The organism is Idiomarina sp. Sol25 (genome assembly GCF_033052775.1).
In the GTDB taxonomy this organism is placed as follows: Bacteria; Pseudomonadota; Gammaproteobacteria; order Enterobacterales; family Alteromonadaceae; genus Idiomarina.
Map to the genome: position 1 here is coordinate 20,062 of NZ_JAUPEW010000008.1, position 19,767 is coordinate 39,828.

The following is a 19,767-nucleotide window of genomic DNA, read 5'->3' on the forward strand; positions in this document are numbered from 1 at the left end:
CAAATACCGTGCCGAAGTAGAAGTAGCCTGCCACATAACAGGAGTGAATAATGGCTAGCATTCTCGATTCAGTCAATCAACGTACGCAAATGGTAGGGCAAAACCGGTTGGAGCTTTTGCTATTCCATTTAAACGGTAAACAGCGCTTTGGCATTAACGTATTTAAAGTACGCGAAGTATTGCCATGCCCCAGGCTGACTGCAATGCCTAACCGAAACCCGCTTGTTCGCGGTATTGCGCATATTCGCGGACAGGCAATATCTATTATAGATTTGAGTATGGCGACAGGGGGGCGGGCGCTAACCGATATTCAGAACCGTTTTGTCATTATATCTGAATATAACCGAACCATTCAGGGCTTTTTGGTTGAAGGCGTTGATCGCATTATCAACATTAACTGGGAAAGTGTCATGCCACCGCCTAAAGGTACTGGCAGAGACGCCTACCTGACGGCAGTGACAAAGATTGATGACGAGTTGGTTGAAATTATCGATGTAGAACGCATTCTGGCAGATATTATGCCTGCGAATACGGACGTCAGCGAAGAAGTTGCTAATGCAGCCATTAATGTGAAAAAAGAAGATTTGACCATTTTAATAACGGATGACTCCTCGGTTGCCCGTAACCAAATAAAACGTGCATTGCAGTCTTTGGGTATTACGCTCGAAGTCAAAAAGAACGGTAAAGAAGCATTAGACTACTTAAAAGACAAAGCTAAGGAAGTGGGGGGCTCGGTTCACCCTCATGTGCCTGTTTTGGTGTCGGACGTGGAAATGCCGATTATGGACGGTTACACTCTGACCGCTGAGCTAAAAGCAGACCCGAATTTACGCGATATTCATGTTATTTTACATACATCATTGAGTGGTGTGTTTAATCAGGCTATGGTTAAGAAAGTCGGCGCGGATGATTTTATTGCAAAATTTCATCCGGATGAGCTGGCGACCGCCGTACAAAAATGGCTGAATACAGAAGTTATTGCGTAGCCTGGTGCCACTGCATCAGGTGCGATGTTAGACCTGACGTAAACGTCAGGTTACGAAACGAATGAAACTGAAACGGAAGTTGTTTATATAACGTGATAGATCGCGAATTAAGTTTATCGGAATATCAGGAATTTCGTCAGTTCCTTGAACATCAATGCGGCATCGTATTGGGTGAAAGTAAACTGTATCTGGTGAAGAGTCGGCTGAGCCCTTTAATGGGCCGGTTTAATGTCGATTCGCTGGCGGAGCTTGTAAAACGCTCAATGAAGTTAAGTGAGCGCGCGTTGCGGGCAGCGGTTATTGATGCCATGACAACCAACGAAACCTTATGGTTTCGCGATACTTACCCGTTTGAAATTCTGAACGACCGTATTCTTCCTGAATATAAAAATCACACCGGGCCTTTAAAAATTTGGTCTGCAGCCTGTTCCTCCGGGCAAGAACCTTATTCTATTGCCATGACGTACTTAGAGTATAAGGCGAAAAACCCGGGAGGCCTAAGAGCTGGCATAAAAGTCACGGCAACCGACATTTCTAATAAGGTGCTCGAGCAATGCGCAATTGGTGAATATGATAGCCTGGCTCTTGCCCGTGGTTTATCGGCTGAGCGTAGAAATAAGTTTTTTACGGACGCCGAAAGTAAAGCCGGCTCCATGAGAGTAAAAGACGAGCTTAAGCAGTTTATTCATTTCCGTCACTTAAACTTGCTGGACAGCTATTCTTTGCTGGGCAAGTTCGATGTGATTTTTTGCCGAAATGTCCTTATCTACTTTGCCCCGGAAGTAAAGCGGAAAATTATTGCCCAATTCCGGCAATCGCTTAACCCCGGTGGCTATCTTTTCCTCGGTGCATCCGAATCAATTTCAGGACTTACTGACGATTTTGAAATGATCCGCTGCCAGCCAGGCATAATTTACCGAAGAAAATAGTTTCCTGCAGGAAATGTTCGCCTAAAAAAGCAATAATCCCTCCTTAAATTGGCACACTTCCTGCATTGTCTTCACTATCGAACACTGTGGAGACAAAAATATGGCACTTTCCATGGACAAACTTATGGGAATACAGCAACACACGTTGGGTGTACGTACTCAGCGCGCGGAGCTTATTGCCAATAACATCGCCAATGCCGACACCCCCGGCTACAAAGCGAAAGGCCTGGACTTCCAGCAAGCTTTACAGCAAGCGCAGCGCGGTATGGAAAACCACAAAATGGCGCGTACTCACGAAAAGCATTTCAGCGTTGAAATACAACCTCAGGGAACTGAAAAGTTCCGCGTACCTACGCAACCGGATACCGGCGACGGCAACACCGTTGATGTGCAGTTGGAACAAAACTTGTATGCACAAAATGCGTTGGAGTATGAAATGACCATGAACTTTCTTGATGGCCGCATCAGCGGTGTGAAGAAAGCCCTGGGCGGACAAGGGAGATAATAAGTCATGAGTCTGTTTAACATTTTTAATGTGTCGGGTTCGGCTATGAGTGCTCAGTCAGTACGACTGAATACAACGGCCAGTAACCTGGCAAACGCTAACTCAATCAGCAGCAGTGTTGATGAAACCTACCGGGCCAGAAACCCGGTTTTCGCAACGGCTTTAGCCGACGCTAAAGGTGACTATCGTGGTAATAGTCTGACGAATCAGACTCAGGCAGGCCAGGAAGCGGGTGTCAAAGTACTGGGTATCGTGGAAAGCCAGGACCCGCTGCAAATTGAGTATGCGCCAAATCATCCCATGGCTGACGAAAGCGGTTACATCTACCGTCCCAACGTCAACACCATGGAAGAAATGGCAAACATGATTTCGGCTTCGCGTTCCTACCAGACAAACGTGCAGGTAGCGGACACTGCCAAAACAATGACACAACGTTTATTGCGTCTGGGTCAAGGGTAAGCAGGAGATAACAAATGGAAGGCGTAAGCAATAACTCACTCATCGACAGCATGAAGTGGAAGAAAGACGAAGGTGCTGAATATGCTGATCCGGATGAACAGGGAAAGCTGGAGCAGGAAGACTTTTTCAAGCTGCTAACGGAACAGCTGAATATGCAAGACCCGTCTAAACCGGTCGAGAACGATCAAATGATTGCTCAAATGACCAGTTTTACGATGGCAGAAGGCATCAGCGGCTTGTCGGACCGTTTTGATCAGTTCGCAAATGATATGACCTCAAACCAGGCCCTGCAGGCTTCAACCATGGTTGGGCGTAAAGTGCTGGTTCCGACTGATCAGGCTAATCTGGAATCAGGAGCTGGAGTCACCGGTATGATAGCCACGCCCCAAACGGCTCAGAACGTGAAAATTAGTATTAAAGATGGCACTGGTGCAGTAGTTCGTACCATTAATATGGGTGATATGGCTCAGGGTACCAAAGAGTTTGAGTGGGACGGGAAAATGTCCAACGGCGAGGAAGCTCCAGCCGGAAACTACTCATTCTCAGTGAATGCCAGTGTGGGTGGTCAAACTGAAGAACTGCCCATACAGATGCACGCTCGCGTGCAAAGTGTCAGCACCGGCGGTGACCGCGGTGTGGTTTTGAATCTTAAAGGATTAGGCGGCATCAAACTGTCTGATGTCTCTGAAATTAGTTAACAGATGAGGTGACTTATGTCATTTAATATTGCACTTAGCGGTATCAATGCATCGCAAAAAGATCTGGATACGACCGCGAATAATATTTCAAACGTTAAAACAACGGGCTTCAAACAGTCTCGGGCAGAATTTGCGGACGTTTATGCCAGCAGCATTTTTAATGCAGGCAATACCAAAGTGGGTGATGGTGTTTTGACATCGTCAGTCGCTCAGCAGTTCAGCCAGGGTACTCTGGACTTCACTGACAACTCGCTGGATATGGCCATTAGCGGTAATGGCTTCTTTGCTACAACTGATGATCTTGGCTCTCGTGACATGACTTATACGCGTTCAGGCGCCTTCAAGCTTAACGACGACAAGTTTATTGTGGATAACCAAGGCAATTATTTGCAGGGGTATCAGGTCGATCGTAACAGCGGCGTTAACTCCTCAGTCGCTCTGGCAACTACGCAGCCCATTCGTATTCCTGATGTAGCCGGTGCACCGCAAAGTACCGATAACGTATTTACTGCGTTTAACGTGGATTCCCGTCGTTCAGAAATTGATGGCACAGCTAACCCATTTGACCCGGAAACTCCCAGCACGTATCACAGTTCTACCTCAGCAACTGTTTATGACTCTCTGGGTGAGTCGCATACACTATCAACGTATTACGTGAAGAGAGATTCCGAGGAAAGTCAGTGGGAGGTGTATGCCACTTTTGACGGCAAGGAAATAGATTTGCAGGCGGCTGACGCGGCTGATGAAGCGACGACAACATCAGTTAAAGGCGCTAAAGGTATCCGACTTGACTTCTTAGGTAACGGAGAACCTGAATTGGATTCCGGGCAAGTGACTTTTGATCCTGGCACCATTGATTTGTCTGGTGATGACTATGATGGTAATCCTTACTTAGATAATGGTGCGGAAGACCAGACTCTTCAATTTAACTTCCAAGATCTAAGTGGCACAACAACGCCAACTCAGTTTGCTTCAGATTTTGAGGTAACTAACCTAGACCAGGACGGCAGTACGGTCGGTCGCTTAACGAATGTTGATATTGGTAAAGATGGTCTTATTGCTGCAACTTATTCAAATGGTGATGTCCAGTATCTGGGGCAGGTGGCCATTGTTCGTTTTGCTAACGAGCAAGGCCTGACTCAAATTGGCGGTACTAAGTGGCGTGAAAGTATTGACTCTGGATCGCCGCTGTCAGGCGAAGCTAATACTGGAACCTTTGGTGGAATCGAAGCGTCAGCGCTGGAAAACTCAAACGTTAACCTGACCAAAGAGTTGGTTGATTTAATTTCAGCCCAGCGTAATTTCCAGGCGAACTCGCGTTCACTTGAAGTGAATAACACCATTAATCAGACCATTCTTCAGATTCGATAATAATTTCGGGTTACTGACTAAAAAAAGACGCCTTTGGGCGTCTTTTTTGTTTTTGGCACGAAATCTGCATTGCTTAACCCAGATGACAAAATTTTGGCTGGAGGTCAGCTATGGACAAGATGCTATGGGTAGCGATGAGCGGCGCGAAAGAAAACATGAACGCTGTCGCTGTTCGTGCCAACAACTTAGCGAACGCCAATACCACGGCGTTTAAAGGCGACTTGCAACAGGCGCGCGCCATGCAAGCCTTTGGCGAAGGTTTACCAACTCGGGTCTTTTCTATGACGGAAAGCCCCGGGCAAAACTTTGCCAGTGGAGCAATACAAACAACCGGCCGGAACATGGATGTTGCCATTAAAGATCAGGGCTGGATTGCGGTCGACGATGGCACTGGCAATGAACGTTATACCCGCAACGGGAGCCTCGAAGTGGGCACTGATGGCTTGTTAAAAAACTCAACAGGCCAGACGGTGCTCGGCAATAACGGCCCCATATTTGTTCCCATGCCCATAGACAACCTGGCAATAGGAGCAAACGGGAATATCTCAATACGCCCGATGGGCGCTCCGGCAAACGCGATGGAAGTGATTGACCGCATTAAATTAGTTAATCCGCCGAACGGCAATATGGAAAAAGGTAACGATGGCCTGTTTAAGTTAAAAGATGACCAGCAAGCCTTAGCCGATGCCAACGTAAAGCTGCAAATTGGCGCTTTGGAAGGCAGTAACGTGAACAGTGTCGAAGAAATGACGCACATGATTGCTCTGCAGCGTCAGTACGAAATGAACGTCAAATTAATGAAAACGGCCGATGAGAACGCCCAGCGTTCCGAGTCGCTGATGAGAATGAGCTAAGCTTAGCCCAGGAGAAAGACCATGAACCCAGCATTATGGATAAGTAAAACCGGACTGGATGCGCAGCAGCGCGATATTTCAGTCATTTCCAACAACCTGGCGAACTCCAGCACCATTGGCTTTAAAAAGAGCCGGGCAGTGTTTGAGGACTTGCTTTACCAGAACATTAACCAGCCGGGCGGTCAGTCGGCACAGGACACCGAGTTACCTAATGGTTTGATGCTTGGCGCCGGTACAAAAGTGGTTGCTACGCAAAAAGCGCATACCCAGGGCAATGTTCAGACAACGGACAACTCGTTGGATGTGATGATTGACGGCAAAGGTTTCTTTCAGGTGTTGATGCCAGATGGAAACATTTCTTATACCCGCAATGGTCAGTTTTCTTTAAATGAAGAGGGCGAAATGGTGACCTCGGGTAATGGCTACACTATTGAGCCGGCTATTCAAATACCTGACGACGCTATGTCGGTCAGTATTTCACAAGAAGGCGAGGTTACTGTCACGCAGCCTGGCAACGCCGATAACGTGGTGGTTGGGCAGCTTAACCTGGTGAACTTTATTAACCCGGCCGGCTTACAGCCTATGGGGCAGAACCTTTATAAAGAAACCGCTGTAAGTGGTGCACCTTTAGAGGCGGTTCCCGGCGTTGACGGAATGGGTAACACCATTCAGGGCGCCCTGGAAACCTCAAACGTGAACGTGACCGAGGAGCTGGTGAACCTAATTGAGAGCCAGCGTGGTTACGAGATGAACTCTAAAGTGATTTCATCTGTGGACCAGATGCTGAGTTACATTAATCAGCAGCTTTAATTGTTGTCGTCATTAAATAACAACGGGTGAGTCTATGCGTTTTTTACTTTTTTCTTTAACGGCATTGGTTTTGGCTGGCTGTGCGCAAACGCCGCATAAACCCATGCCGGATGACCCATATTACGCACCCGTGTTACCGGAAGAACGTGCTCAGCCGGTGGTACCTACAGGCTCTTTGTTTCAAGATGCTTACGCGGATAATCTGTATTCAGATATTAAAGCCCGCAGATTAGGCGACATTATTACCGTGACGTTGCAGGAGCAGACCACAGCCAGTAAAACGGCAACCACTGAAACCTCCAAAGAGAGTTCGGCAGAGCTAGGTGCCCCCACTATGTTTGGTCGCGATATTACCGTTGGCGGTAACCCTTTGTCGGCTGGAGTAAATGGAACCAGGGATTTCAGCGGCGATGGTAGCTCTGATCAAAGTAATCAGTTAAATGGTGAAATTACCGTAACCGTTATTAAAGTACTGCCAAACGGTAACTTAATTGTCCGTGGTGAAAAATGGATGCGCATTAATACGGGTGACGAATATATTCGCTTAACCGGTATGATCCGGCCTCAGGATATCACTGCCGCTAACCAAATCCCGTCAACTCGTGTCGCCAACGCGCGCATTGAATACTCGGGTACTGGCAGCCTTGCGCAGGTGCAGGAGCAGGGTTGGTTAACCCGCTTCTTTAACAGCCCGATATGGCCATTCTAAGGAGTAAGGCATGAGAACGCTTAAACTATTCGCGCTGCTGGTCAGTTTGTTGTCAATGCTGGCGGCACCGGTACAGGCTTCCCGAATAAAAGACATCGCCTCGGTACAGGGGGTTCGTTCTAACCAATTAATTGGTTACGGTCTGGTCGTTGGCCTGCCAGGAACCGGAGAGCAGACGCCATTTACCGATCAAACCTTCCGTACCATGTTGGGTAACTTTGGCATTAATATTCCGGCGAATGAGCGCCCTAAAATTGATAACGTTGCAGCGGTTGCTGTCCATGCCAACTTACCCGCTTTTGCAAAACCCGGACAGAAAATTGATGTGACGGTGTCTTCCGTCGGTAGTGCCGACAGCCTGACTGGCGGTACCCTAATGCAAACTTTTTTGAAAGGCGCGAATGGTGAAGTTTATGCCGTTGCTCAGGGCAGTTTAATTGTTGGTGGTTTAGGGGCTGAAGGCAATGATGGTTCGAAAATAGTTATTAATACGCCGACCGTGGGTCGTATTCCTAATGGTGGCGTTGTTGAACGTGAGGTTCGTTCTGGTTTCGGAGCGTCAGACTATCTTACTTTTAATTTGCACCAGTCAGATTTTACAACGGCCAAACGCATGGCTGAGACTATTAATAACTTAGTCGGCGAAGGCACTGCGCAGGCTATTGACGCAACATCGGTCAGGGTTCGGGCGCCGCGAGATTTAGACCAGCGCGTAAGCTATATGTCGACGCTTGAAAACCTGGAAGTTCAGCAGGCATCTGCGTCAGCGAAAATTATTGTTAACGCGCGAACTGGCACCATAGTGGTTGGTCAGAATGTCGAACTTCGCCCTGCAGCGGTTGCACATGGCAACATGCAGGTGACCATTGCTGAAAACGTGAATGTCGATCAGCCAAATCCATTCGCCGACGGGGAAACAGCGATTACGCCCCAGAGCATTATTGATGTCGACCAGGAAGATGCCCGCATGTTTGTGTTCGAGCCCGGAACCACGCTAAATGATCTGGTTCGTGCAGTGAACCAAATTGGCGCAGCGCCCGGCGACATGATTGCCGTACTGGAAGCATTGAAACAGGCCGGTGCGTTATCTGGCGAGCTTATTGTGATCTAGCGGCGGTTTAAACTATGACGGTTTCAGACTCTCATCTAAAACAAGCGCAACACGCCATGGATACCCACAGCCTGGACGGGCTGCGGAAGCGTGCGTTTAAACCGGATGATAAAGAAGCGCTGATGGAAGCAGCGCAGCAGTTTGAAGCTATATTTCTGAACATGGTGATGGGCAGTATGCGTAAGGCCAATGCGGTGTTTGAGGAAGACAACTTACTGGATAATCGCTACACCAATATGTATCGCGATATGTATGACCAGCAGTTGACCTCCGAGCTCTCAAATCAGGGAAGCCTTGGGCTGGCTGAGCTGATGGTAAAACAACTGGGTGGCGACGATAGCTACGTTCCTTCGTCTATGAACCGTAGCGGAGCAAACCTTGATGACCCGCGCATGAAGAACCGTGCAGATAGACCTGCGGATTCACAAAAGTTAAGTGACCAAGGCGGCATTGATGCTGGTTTGTATTACGGGAATCAGCGAGTGAATACCGCCAAGCTGAGCGATGGCGATGCGACCTTTAATTCCCCGCAAAGCTTTATTGCTGCGCTGAAGCCTCATGCTGAGAAAATAGCCAAAGAAGCCGGTTTGAACCCGGATGTTCTGATGGCGCAGGCGGCGCTGGAAACTGGCTGGGGCAAGCGGTTGGTGCCGGGGCGGCATGGTGGCTCCAGTAACAATCTGTTCAACATTAAAGCGGATACGCGTTGGGACGGTGACAAGTCTCATGTCAGCACACTGGAATTTGACGGTGAAGTCGCCCGCAAAGAACGCGCCGCATTTCGCTCCTATGCCAATGTGGAACAGAGCTTGCAGGATTACGTAAATTTTATAAAAGAACATCCGCGTTACCAGCAGGCACTAAAAGTAGCGGATGATCCGGCGCAGTACGCGGAAGCTTTGCAAAATGCCGGATACGCGACCGATCCGCAGTACGCGCAAAAGATTCAGTCGGTATTAAATAATCCGGCTTTTGTTGATAAAGAAATTTAGGAATGCGGCAGGCGGCAAAAAGTTGCCGCGTTGGCTAAATAATATTCGCTCGGTGCCGATAACGGTCACAGGGTAACTGGAGAAGCATCGATGAGTTTCGACTTATTAAATATCGGTAAAAACGGGATACTGGCACACCAGCAAAGCCTGCAAACTACCGGTCAAAACATTAATAATGCGAATACGGACAGTTACGTTCGAGAGCGCACAGAATACTTTGAGTCCTCTTATGGAGGGCTTGAGCGTGTTCGTGTGCAACGCATGATCGATGAATTCTCCAACCGTCAGTTGCGCACGGATATTTCAAAAGTCAGTTATTATGAAGCTAACCTGCAGCAAGCTGAGCAATTAGACACTTTACTGGGTGACAGCACAACAAACGTCGCCTCCAGTGTTGAAAGCTTTTTTAACTCCATGCAAGACGCAAATAATGACCCGGGTTCAGTCACCGCTCGGCAGCTGGTTTTGGCTGAAGCCGATTCTATGGTGACTAAATTTAACGACTTCTCTGGCTATCTGGATGAACAGAAAAGCATTATTAATGAACGTATTAAGCTATCGACTGACCGAATTAACTCTATTGCCGAAAATATTGGTAATTTGAATGAACGTATTTTTGCGTCGTCAGGTGGCAGTGATGCGAACGGCGATACGAATGCACTGTTGAATCAACGTGATGAAGAACTGAGGAAACTTGCTGAGCTTATCGAGTTTAATGTGGTAAAGCATGACACGGGCGCTCTCAGTGTTAACTTAAAGAACGGTCAGCCTCTAGTCTTAGAAGACGGTCGTTTTAATTCCGTTGCGGCGAAGAATAACCCCAACACGGAACGGTTAGAGTTTGTGCTGGAAAAAGAGCACGGCTCTGGTAGTAAAAGTGAGTTTTTGGTGCCGGTAGGCGATATAGGCGGCGAAGTCGGTGGTTATATGGAATACCGCGACGAAATACTGATGCCGACACAACGTCGCATGGGTCAGTTGGCGGTACGTATTGCTGATAGCTTAAATACCCAAAACCAAAAAGGCATGGATTTAGACAATCAGTTGGGCCGTAAGCTGTTCGACTTGACACAAACATCGGCTCAAGGCCTGGGGTATGACGAAAATACCGGCAATGCGACGGTGACCATGAATGTCCTTGAAGGTAACAGTGAATCGTTCCCCTCTGAAAATCTACAAGTCACAATGACCAGCGCAACGGATTACGAAGTGGTCGCGGTTGACGCAACCGGCAAGCCGCTACAAGGAGCTGAGGTTGTAACCGGTACGGTAGACGGTGCCGGTAATGCCGATATTGTTCGTTATGGTGTGTCTTTAAATGTGGCTAATACAGCCAATGCCGGCGACAAGTTCTTGGTAAAGCCAGCAGAGAGTGCGGCGTCAGAAATAAGCTTGTCGGTTCGTCGACCGGAAGATATTGCGTTGGCGAGTCCTGTACGTGTTCAGGATGGGATGAACAATGGAGGTGCTGCCGGGATTGAAATTGCCGCGATTAATACGCCGGATGATTATTACGACACGGCCAATAATACTTTACTGCCTGGGGCACCCGCCCGTATTGAAATTACCGGTCAGACAGGCAATGCGTATGATTTAGAGATATTTGCGAAAGATGGAACCAGCCTGGGTACAGTCACAGGGACTACCGACCTAAGTGGTGTTTTTGCCCAAGCGAGCCTACCTGACCCTGATTATGAAGTCGATATTAAAGGTGAGCCAGCCGTTGGTGATGAATATACAATTGAATATAACCTGAACGGTTTTGACGATAACAGTAACGGCCAGGAGTTATCTGACTTACAGCGCCAACAGCTAGTTCGTCGTGATGGCGCCGAAGACTACGAGCCAACCATGACGTTTAATGAAAGCTACGGTCGCTTAGTTTCCGACGTTGGTAGTAAAGTCAGCCAGAACCGGGTGCTTAGAGACTCTGCCGTAGCGGTAAAAGCACAGACTGAAGCCTTGTATGAGTCGCAGTCGGGTGTGAATTTAGAAGAAGAGGCTGCTAACCTTATTCAGTATCAGCAGGCTTACACGGCATCCGCCCGCATTATTACGACGTCGCAAACAATTTTCGATACGCTGCTGCGTTCGTTAGGTTAAGAGGTGAGATAAGATGAGATTAAGTACCGGTTTGTTTTATCAACGAGCTCAAGACACGCTTATGACGTCGCAGTCCCGGCTGGATAAATTGCAATTACAGCTGACTAAACAAACTCGTATTTTGAGTCCGGCAGATGACCCTATCGGTAACTCACAGGTTTTGGCGTTAGATGAAAAGCTGGCGCAAAATGCACAGTTTGACCGTAATTCCATTACACTTGAAAATAACTTGGGAAGAGAAGAGAGTGTTCTGTCCAATATGGTGGATTATGTGCAACGGGCACGTGCGCTGTCGGTAAACGCCGGAAATGGGAGTTTATCCCAAGAAAACCGTTCGGCTATAGCACTAGAACTTCGTAATATAGAAGATGCGTTGTTTGACTTTACCAATGCGCAAGATGAAGCGGGTGAATATATCTTCGCTGGCTACCAGAATCGCATTCAACCAATGGAGTATGATCAGGCTACGCAGTCATATTCTTACAGAAGTGATGATGGTCAACGTGAAATTCAGTTGTCACCGAGCCTTTACCTACCAGCAGGCGATCCGGGCAGCAAAGTATTCAATAACTTGTCGACCCGAGCAGATATTGAGCTTACGGCCGGAGATAACTTAGTGACTGAGTTAAGCGCACCGAATAGAGAAGCGCTAAAGAACTATTGGAACACGGCCGATCCTAACACACAGTCAGCAACGATAGAGTTTGGGGCCGGAACTTATCGAATACTCGATGGTGGGGGAAATGAAGTTCAGCCACCTACCGCGTATACTGCAGGTGATAGTATCACTTACCGAGGGGTTGAGTTTAATACCTCTGAAGATGTGGTTGCGGGTAATACTATTGAGTTTAATATAGGCGAACCTGTCTCGCGAAATCTTTTGACGCAAATAGGTGACTTAGCCGATGCCTTGGAAAATTCAGGGGCACAAGGAAAGAACTTTTTCCGCGATGAGATTGATTCTGCGCTTACGGCGTTTGATGATGCAATTACAAGCTTGACCAATACTCAGGCAAAAGTGGGAGCGCGCTTAAATGTGCTTAAAAGCTCTCGTTTGAGTAATACTGATATTTCGATTGTGAATGAGAAGGCAAGAGCTGATATTTCGGATGTGGATTACTCTAAAGCGATAACCGATCTGATTAAAAATGAAACGATTTATTCCGCTTCTCAGCAAGTTTTTAGCCGCGTGAGTCGATTAAGTCTGTTTGATTATTTATAATTACATTAATTGGAAAAGCTAAAAGGAATGGAAATGGAAGAGAGTGATGCGCAAGACCTCATGAAAAATCTGTCCGATGACGCGGTTACCTTTGCAAAATCAGAGTTTGATACGGTATTAAATTATTCGCCTCAAAGCATTCTTAAAATTGAACACTTGATTAAAGAGCTGAGAGAAAACTTTCAATCGGATATAGCCCAGGAAAAGGTACTGTATACACTTTCTAACATACTTGGCGCGTACTGCGGTGAGTGCTTTATTAGGCAGCACGGCGGGTCTTGGCTGATTGAAGATGACGGCGAAAAGAATATGATTTACTTGCAAAACGGAGACTTTACTTTTCCTTTTCCCGGCGTGGTCTATCTTAACTTAGTGGATAGCGAGAGTCTGTCTATAAATGATTATTACCGTGAAGCTTCTGTGAAGCTAGGGGTTCAATAACACAAGCGGAAAAGAATTGCCGCTTTTTTTTGAAAAAAAACTAAAGTCCCCTAAGTCACCGCCGATAACCTTTATGAGCGTACAAACATTTCGCTTTAACTGGAGAATGTATTATGGGACTTTACGTAAACACAAACGTTTCATCATTGAACGCACAGCGTCAATTAATGAACTCAGGCAATGGCCTAGACACAGCATTTGAACGCCTATCTTCTGGCTTCCGTATTAATAGTGCAGCAGACGATGCAGCAGGTCTTCAAATTTCAAGCCGCATGACGTCACAGGTTCAAGGCCTGGATCAAGCGGTTCGTAACGCAAGCGACGGTATTTCTGTTGCGCAAACAGCAGAAGGCGCATTACAAGAGACAACTAACTCGCTGCAGCGTATTCGTCAGTTGGCGATTCAATCGCAAAACGGTGTTAACAGTGCTGACGATAGAGCTGCACTTCAAAAAGAAGTTAGTGCTTTGAAAACTGAAATCACTCGTGTAGCAGAGACAACACAGTTCGCCGGAAAGACCTTATTGAATAGTTCGTTTGATGAGAGTTTTCTTGTCGGCGCTAATGCAAACCAAAATATCGATATTACCATTGACCAATCATTTGGAGCTACTGGTTTAGGTATTGATGCATTGACTATTGCATTAGCGAGTGATGCTTCTGCCGCGATTGCTACAATTGATACGGCGTTGAAAACAGTTAATGATCAGCGTGCTGATTTAGGTGCTGTACAGAACCGCTTCCAGTCAACGATTCGTAACCTTAGCAATATCTCTGAAAACGTAACTGGAGCCCGTTCTCGTATTAGAGATACTGACTTTGCGGCAGAAACAGCGAATTTAACTAAATTCCAGATCCAACAGCAGGCAAGTACGACGATATTAGCACAGGCTAATCAGCGTCCTCAGGCAGCGCTGTCGCTTCTTGGATAGAAAATTTAGTGCTGCTTGACTATAGTACAATCGTTAGGCAGCACTTATTTTTAATTCGAGGAAAATACCATGGGTATTGAAATCCATTCTAGGGTATCCGCTGTTGGGTTACCCAATGATTCTGAGCAGAAAAGTTCGACGCGTCCTGTTGAAACCTTTAACAAAGCTGAAAGCTCAAAAAGCTTAGTATCCGAAGGTTTAAAAGGCTCCGAACGTTCCACTGTGGGCTCGGAAGATGGCAATCAAAATATTCAAAAAGTGGCTGAGGAATTGAATGTAAATCAAAGCATTCGACAGCACAACTTGAAGTTTGACGTCAACGAAGACCTGGGGCGTACGATTGTCAAAGTTATCGATTCGGAAACAGGGGATTTGATTCGTCAAATACCGTCAGAAGAGCTGGTGGCGTTAGCGGAGCGAATTGAAACGCAGACTCAGGAATCCGGAAATTCAGTTGGGTATTTAATCGATAGCATTATTTAAGGGCAGTAGATTTAAGTTTACTGATATCTATCCTAGGAGGCAGACATGGGCATTTCATCGTTAGGGGTTGGCTCCGGTTTAGCACTGGAAGACTTAGTCAGTCAGTTAATTCAAGCGGAACGCAGGCCAAAACTGGAGGCACTGCAACAACGCCAGAATACCGTTGATGTGTCTTTATCTGGATATAGTAAACTTAAGTCTGCATTGTCGAAGGTCGAGGGAAACTTGGAATTGCTCAGTAGTCCTCGAGAAATGAACAGCCGAGTTGCGCTTATTAATGGGGCGCCTGGTAGTCCTTCAACGACGGAAGACGGTGAAACAACAACCTCCAATACCTATTTGTCGGCGACTGCGAGCAGCAATGCACCGGCAGCCAGTTACAACATTTCTGTGGAGGCTTTAGCACAAGGTAGTAAAGCTAAGTCGGGTGCTTTTACATCTGCCTCTGAAGTTATTTCTGCGTCGGCAGGAACCCTCTCATTCGCTACTGAAAACGGAGAGAGCAGCTTTGATGTAGCCGTTGAAGCGGGAGCTACTTTGCAAGACATTGCAAACGCAATTAACTCGAGTAATGAAAACTATGGTGTCAGTGCATCGATTGTGAATACAGGTGGCACTAATCCAGAAAGCCGACTTGTATTTAGTTCTAGCGTTACCGGGGCGGATAACGAGCTGGTAGTCACCAACGATAACGCGGAATTAGATGCTTTATCCACAGTAGCCACTGGTGGCACAGCAGGAATGACGATTGCGGCTGAAGATCAAGCTTCTGATGCTAAGTTGATTGTTGACGGCATTGAAGTGTTTAGTCCAACCAATACGTTTTCGGATGCTATTGGCGGGGTTGAGTTGACGGCAAAAATAGCGTCTCCTGGAGACTCTCAAACGGTTGAAGTGACAACGGATAAACAGGGCGTGAAAGATACCATTAATAGCTTTGTTGAGTCCTATAATAAGTTTATGGATGTCGCTAATGGGTTAACGAATGTTAATGTCGAAGGACGAAGCGGTGCGTTAGTCGGTGATTCTATGGTACGTGGATTACGCTCGGGCCTGAATAATATTTTAGGTGGGGCCGTGGCGTCAGCTGAAGTCGGCGCAAACACTTTGTATTCTATCGGGCTGAGTTTTGAGGAAGACGGTAAACTCGGCTTTGTGACTGGTGGTGAGGAAAAGCTGGATCAGGCTCTATCGGATGATTTTGACAAGGTCTCTAAGCTATTTTCCAACGAGGATGGTCTTGGGGCGAAATTAGATTCCTATATTAAGCAATACACACAAACCGGCGGGCTTTTTGAGACGAAAACAGACGTATTCGATATCCAAAAGAAAGACATCAAGAGTGAGCTTGAGCAATTTAATCGGTATATGGAAGGTTATGAACAAAACTTGCGTGAAGAGTATCAAGCGCTAGATTCTATGATTGCGCGAATGAATCAGACTATGTCTGCATTGCAGGGGCAACTCGGAAGCCTGCCTGGGTTTGGGGGGGAATAAATAATGAAAATGAAAGGCTTAAACGCGTATAAACAGGTCGGCATTCGCGATCAACTAGGAACTGCTGACCCTTATGAAGTGATTCAGATGCTGATGCAGGGCGGTATTGACCGTATGGTTATGGCAAAGAGTGCGATAGAGCATAAAAACTATTCGGCAAAATCAGAGCATATTAGCCGGGCGATAGCGATAGTGAGTGCTTTAAATGACTCTCTAAAACCTGTTGAAAATGGTGAGGAGATTACCAATAACTTGGGCAGTCTGTATGATTTCATTACTGAAAGTTTGTCAGAAGCGTCAGTTGAGAATTCGGCAAGCAAGGTGAATGACTGCCAACAAATATTGGCTACGATAAAAGAAGGCTGGGATGCGATTCCAAGAAACGTGAGAGAGTCAACCTTGAACTCAAGACCCGCAGCGGTGGCTGGTAGTTGATGACTAAAGTCTTTGAAGCAAAGTTGATAAGGTTCAGAGAGGAATTAACGACGCAGTTGACATCAAGTGAAGTTGATGTGAACGTGCTGGAAAATGCAATACAAGTTTATTGTTCTTTATTACCGGATTACAGTGACGAACTTCGTCATCACCTCCCCCCGCAGGATGTGGCAAAAAACTTGCAAAAAGAAATCCTGTTTGCACAGCATGTCATGTCATCTCTGGAAAATTTAAAATCTGAACGAAAGCAAGCCCTATTGACTGTAATGAAGGGCAGAAAAGCGACAAGTAAATATTGAATGGCATGGCAATTGCTAGTATTTTGAAATGAGTGTCAATAAATTGTTTCAAGGCTGGATAAAACATGCAGACAGAACTTCGGTTTCAGGTCGCCAACGATGAAGAACAACAAAAGATAGATGGCAATGCATTTCCTGCATTTAATGCGCTTAAAAAGAAAAACTTAGCTTTCCTGAAACAGTTTTATCCGGACCTATTTGAGCAAATCGCTGGTCGAAAGTTTGGTGAACACAGTATCTTTATTAATCGTCTGGGTAAACTGAACATAGTGGAGCTTAGTACGGGTGAAGCTTTGTACCCTTTAGACTCTGACAACGTCCAGCGTGCACATGCGCGACAAGCCTCGAAAACAACTTATACCCCAGGAGAAAGGATCACATCCCTTGGCGATAACCTGATGGAACAAGGTGGGATCGTGTTTGGGGAAGAAAGTCAGCCTAATCCAGGAAGTTCAGATACACTAATATGTCTCGGTTTAGGGGGCGGGCTTGCCATTGAAGAATTGGCTTTCAAAACTTCTTATAAAAGTATTATCGTACTGGAACCAAACTGGGATTATTTCCTCGCATCATTGTTTTCCGTTGATTGGCTGAAAGTTAACCGAACTCTTAATAATAGAGGGGGAATGCTAGCTTTTGATATCGAAGAGGCATCTTCCGTAGCGGCCAGTGTGAATGAAATTTTTTCTCAGCTTTCTCTATCGCAAGCCGATGTCTATGTTCATCTTCATTATCCGGAGTACGATGCCTTCATTCAAGCAGCCAGCGATGGATATAAAGGTGCAGAGCTGATAGATTCCGTGGCTAAAATGGAGCAAGAATATAATAAGCATTACCATGAGTCACCCTTATTCAGTCATACGGTTGCAACCGAATTTGCGTTAGGAAATGGAACTCGCGGGGATATCGAAAAGTTAAAGCATACTTTTGAACGTAACTTGACGGCTTTTGAATCGTTTTTTCCTGATATTGCGAACGCAATGAAGCATTACGCACCTCAACATTGGCAGTTGACGGTGAACCAGACTGGAGACTGTAACTTATTTAATCGAGATCGAAAGACTTTTTGGTATAACAATCCAGTTTCGGAAGATATTGAAGCATCTCTAGAGAGATTTCAGGAATCACCTGTAGAAACAGTACCCCATTCCAGAGCGCAAGGGGGAAAATTAAGCCATTATACTTTTTATCAATACAGTCAAAAAATAGCGGAGGTCATGGACCGGTTCGGAAAAACGCGGACCACGGCACCGAAAGAAATTCCTTCGTTAATATTCATCTCACTTGGGCTTGGCAGGGTACAGGAACAACTGTTAATGAATTATAATGTCGAGTATTTATATGTGATAGAGCCTAATTTGGATTTCTTTTTCTGGTCTCTTCACTGTATTGACTGGTCAGAGATACTAGACACCTTCGCAGCTAGCAGTAAACACCTGAGTTTTAGTTTAGGGGATGACGGAAGCCACTTTATTGACGATATGCGAGCGTCTATGGGGCAGTTTAATGGTTTCTTCTTATTTAACTCATTCATATTTATGGAGCGTCGCCAAAAAACGTTAGCTCCCTATATCGTTGAGTTCAGAGAAAACCTAATGAATTTGCTTTCGTTATCAGAGCATTTTCATTATGCACATTACGCACTCTCCCACACATATAGAAACTTTTCCTCGGGACATACATCTGTCAATGTTCGTTCGTTAGACTATGACAGTATGTCAACGGAGAAAACTGTTTTTGTCGTAGGTAATGGACCGTCGCTAGATAAAGATATGGCGTATTTAAAGGCGGTTCAGGATAAAGTTGTGATTGTATCGTGTGGTACAGTGCTGCGTTCACTTTGGAAAAATGGTATAACGCCAGATTTTCATGCGGAAGTGGAACAAAACAAATGTACCTACAGCATTATATCGCAAATTCCGGATAGCTCTTACTTAAAGGCGATTAACTACTTAGCTCCAACCAGTACCCACCCAGAAACTGCCAGCTTATTTAAGCACCATTATGCGATGCTCACTTCTTTAAGTGGCTCCATGCAGTTTTTTAATCGTTTGCAAGAGAGGCTAACGGTAGCAGTGGAACCGGTGTTGCCGGTATTACCCAGTCCAACGGTCACTAATTTTGCTGTGAGTAGCTTGTTAGGGCTTGGGATTAAAAATATTGTACTGCTCGGTGTGGACTTAGGTTTTAAGGATGTCAGTCACCACCATTCAAAAGACTCGTTGTATTATAAAGACGGGAAGGAACAAACGGTACCCACCTATGAAGAAACGATGGGAGGGAAGTTGATGGTCAGAGGGAACTTTGAACCATTTGTCTATACTAAGCCTGAATTTAAAAGATCCGCTAAAAACCTTGGTAAATCGATACTTGCCAGTGATAATGCACTTGTTCAGAACTGTAGTGATGGCGCTCGGATAGAAGGGGCATTACCGGTCAAAAGCTCCGATATTGAACTACCGCAAGGACTGTCGAAAAGCGAGTTCTTACATAGTGTATTAACTGAATCTTTTTCCCTAGAGCTTACCAGAGAGCTTTTTTCTGAACTTGATCGCTTATATCAATCAGAGCAAATAGACGAAAAGTTTCATTCCGTGATGAGTTATTTTGACAATATCGATGGCAGTTTTCGCTCTATAAAATCGGCAATAGAGGCACAAAAATCGATATTATTGCAGGCATATCATGAAGGCTACCCTTTATTTTACGGGTTATTTATCAGCACGTTTAATTTTGCGCATTCCTCTTTACTCAAAGTGGCTTTAAGCCAAAAAGATGAAACAGCTCAGGTGGAAATTGTTAAAGAAGTTAGAGATTTGTTGGTGGAAATGCTTAATCGATGCTTTAAAGAGTACCAGGACGCGCCTTTAAAGCTGGAAGAAACCGTGAATACTGAGCTTGTTGCGCCCTAAGGTAGTCGGAGTAAATTCT

20 protein-coding genes are annotated in these 19,767 nt (G+C 45.9%); all 20 read left to right on the plus strand.

All coding sequences use genetic code 11. The annotated features are described in order from the left end of the window. The first annotated feature begins 50 nt into the window (after positions 1-50). The 20 genes from Q5L94_RS11100 (at position 51) to Q5L94_RS11195 (ending at position 19,748) form a co-directional block, all read left to right on the plus strand. Positions 51-986 carry a chemotaxis protein CheV gene (locus Q5L94_RS11100; protein WP_317498467.1) on the plus strand — a complete coding sequence of 312 codons (936 nt, stop codon included), beginning with the start codon at positions 51-53 and terminating at the stop codon, positions 984-986. A gap of 92 nt (positions 987-1,078) precedes the next feature. Next, complete coding sequence (locus tag Q5L94_RS11105) at positions 1,079-1,915, plus strand: protein-glutamate O-methyltransferase (RefSeq protein WP_317498468.1); 837 nt, start codon at positions 1,079-1,081, stop codon at positions 1,913-1,915. 100 nt (positions 1,916-2,015) lie between these two features. Continuing rightward, the gene (flgB, locus tag Q5L94_RS11110) at positions 2,016-2,420 is read left to right on the plus strand and encodes a flagellar basal body rod protein FlgB (protein WP_317498469.1); all 405 of its coding nucleotides are present in this window, start codon (positions 2,016-2,018) and stop codon (positions 2,418-2,420) included. Between the two features lie 6 nt (positions 2,421-2,426). Beyond that, the gene (flgC, locus tag Q5L94_RS11115) at positions 2,427-2,879 is read left to right on the plus strand and encodes a flagellar basal body rod protein FlgC (RefSeq protein ID WP_317498470.1); all 453 of its coding nucleotides are present in this window, start codon (positions 2,427-2,429) and stop codon (positions 2,877-2,879) included. A gap of 14 nt (positions 2,880-2,893) precedes the next feature. After that, complete coding sequence (gene flgD, locus Q5L94_RS11120) at positions 2,894-3,577, plus strand: flagellar hook assembly protein FlgD (RefSeq protein WP_317498471.1); 684 nt, start codon at positions 2,894-2,896, stop codon at positions 3,575-3,577. A 15-nt stretch (positions 3,578-3,592) separates the two neighbouring features. Next, positions 3,593-4,948: a flagellar hook protein FlgE gene (flgE, locus tag Q5L94_RS11125; protein ID WP_317498472.1), complete on the plus strand. Its 1,356-nt coding sequence runs from the start codon at positions 3,593-3,595 to the stop codon at positions 4,946-4,948. Positions 4,949-5,058: 110 nt separating this feature from the next. Further along, positions 5,059-5,802, plus strand: a complete 744-nt coding sequence (locus tag Q5L94_RS11130) for a flagellar basal body rod protein FlgF (RefSeq protein WP_317498473.1) — start codon at positions 5,059-5,061, stop codon at positions 5,800-5,802. A 21-nt stretch (positions 5,803-5,823) separates the two neighbouring features. Then, positions 5,824-6,612, plus strand: a complete 789-nt coding sequence (gene flgG / locus Q5L94_RS11135; protein WP_317498474.1) for a flagellar basal-body rod protein FlgG — start codon at positions 5,824-5,826, stop codon at positions 6,610-6,612. Positions 6,613-6,646: 34 nt separating this feature from the next. Further along, on the plus strand, positions 6,647-7,321 hold the full coding sequence (gene flgH / locus Q5L94_RS11140) for a flagellar basal body L-ring protein FlgH (RefSeq protein WP_317498475.1): 675 nt from the start codon (positions 6,647-6,649) through the stop codon (positions 7,319-7,321). Between the two features lie 10 nt (positions 7,322-7,331). Continuing rightward, the gene (locus tag Q5L94_RS11145; RefSeq protein ID WP_317498476.1) at positions 7,332-8,432 is read left to right on the plus strand and encodes a flagellar basal body P-ring protein FlgI; all 1,101 of its coding nucleotides are present in this window, start codon (positions 7,332-7,334) and stop codon (positions 8,430-8,432) included. Between the two features lie 14 nt (positions 8,433-8,446). After that, positions 8,447-9,424: a flagellar assembly peptidoglycan hydrolase FlgJ gene (gene flgJ / locus Q5L94_RS11150; RefSeq protein WP_317498477.1), complete on the plus strand. Its 978-nt coding sequence runs from the start codon at positions 8,447-8,449 to the stop codon at positions 9,422-9,424. A 90-nt stretch (positions 9,425-9,514) separates the two neighbouring features. Continuing rightward, positions 9,515-11,527: a flagellar hook-associated protein FlgK gene (gene flgK, locus Q5L94_RS11155; protein ID WP_317498478.1), complete on the plus strand. Its 2,013-nt coding sequence runs from the start codon at positions 9,515-9,517 to the stop codon at positions 11,525-11,527. 13 nt (positions 11,528-11,540) lie between these two features. Next, entirely contained in the window at positions 11,541-12,749 is a 1,209-nt protein-coding gene (flgL, locus tag Q5L94_RS11160; RefSeq protein WP_317498479.1) for a flagellar hook-associated protein FlgL, read from the plus strand. A 33-nt stretch (positions 12,750-12,782) separates the two neighbouring features. After that, complete coding sequence (locus tag Q5L94_RS11165) at positions 12,783-13,190, plus strand: hypothetical protein (protein ID WP_317498480.1); 408 nt, start codon at positions 12,783-12,785, stop codon at positions 13,188-13,190. Positions 13,191-13,303: 113 nt separating this feature from the next. Next, positions 13,304-14,122, plus strand: coding sequence for a flagellin domain-containing protein (locus Q5L94_RS11170; protein WP_317498481.1), 819 nt, complete (start codon positions 13,304-13,306; stop codon positions 14,120-14,122). A 69-nt stretch (positions 14,123-14,191) separates the two neighbouring features. Further along, complete coding sequence (locus Q5L94_RS11175; RefSeq protein ID WP_317498482.1) at positions 14,192-14,605, plus strand: flagellar protein FlaG; 414 nt, start codon at positions 14,192-14,194, stop codon at positions 14,603-14,605. A 45-nt stretch (positions 14,606-14,650) separates the two neighbouring features. Then, positions 14,651-16,102 carry a flagellar filament capping protein FliD gene (gene fliD, locus Q5L94_RS11180; protein ID WP_317498483.1) on the plus strand — a complete coding sequence of 484 codons (1,452 nt, stop codon included), beginning with the start codon at positions 14,651-14,653 and terminating at the stop codon, positions 16,100-16,102. A 3-nt stretch (positions 16,103-16,105) separates the two neighbouring features. After that, the gene (fliS, locus tag Q5L94_RS11185) at positions 16,106-16,537 is read left to right on the plus strand and encodes a flagellar export chaperone FliS (RefSeq protein ID WP_317498484.1); all 432 of its coding nucleotides are present in this window, start codon (positions 16,106-16,108) and stop codon (positions 16,535-16,537) included. Beyond that, positions 16,537-16,836: a hypothetical protein gene (locus tag Q5L94_RS11190; RefSeq protein WP_317498485.1), complete on the plus strand. Its 300-nt coding sequence runs from the start codon at positions 16,537-16,539 to the stop codon at positions 16,834-16,836. Before fliS ends, Q5L94_RS11190 begins: the two co-directional genes overlap by 1 nt. Before the next feature lie 65 nt (positions 16,837-16,901). Beyond that, on the plus strand, positions 16,902-19,748 hold the full coding sequence (locus Q5L94_RS11195; RefSeq protein WP_317498486.1) for a 6-hydroxymethylpterin diphosphokinase MptE-like protein: 2,847 nt from the start codon (positions 16,902-16,904) through the stop codon (positions 19,746-19,748). Positions 19,749-19,767: the final 19 nt, after the last annotated feature.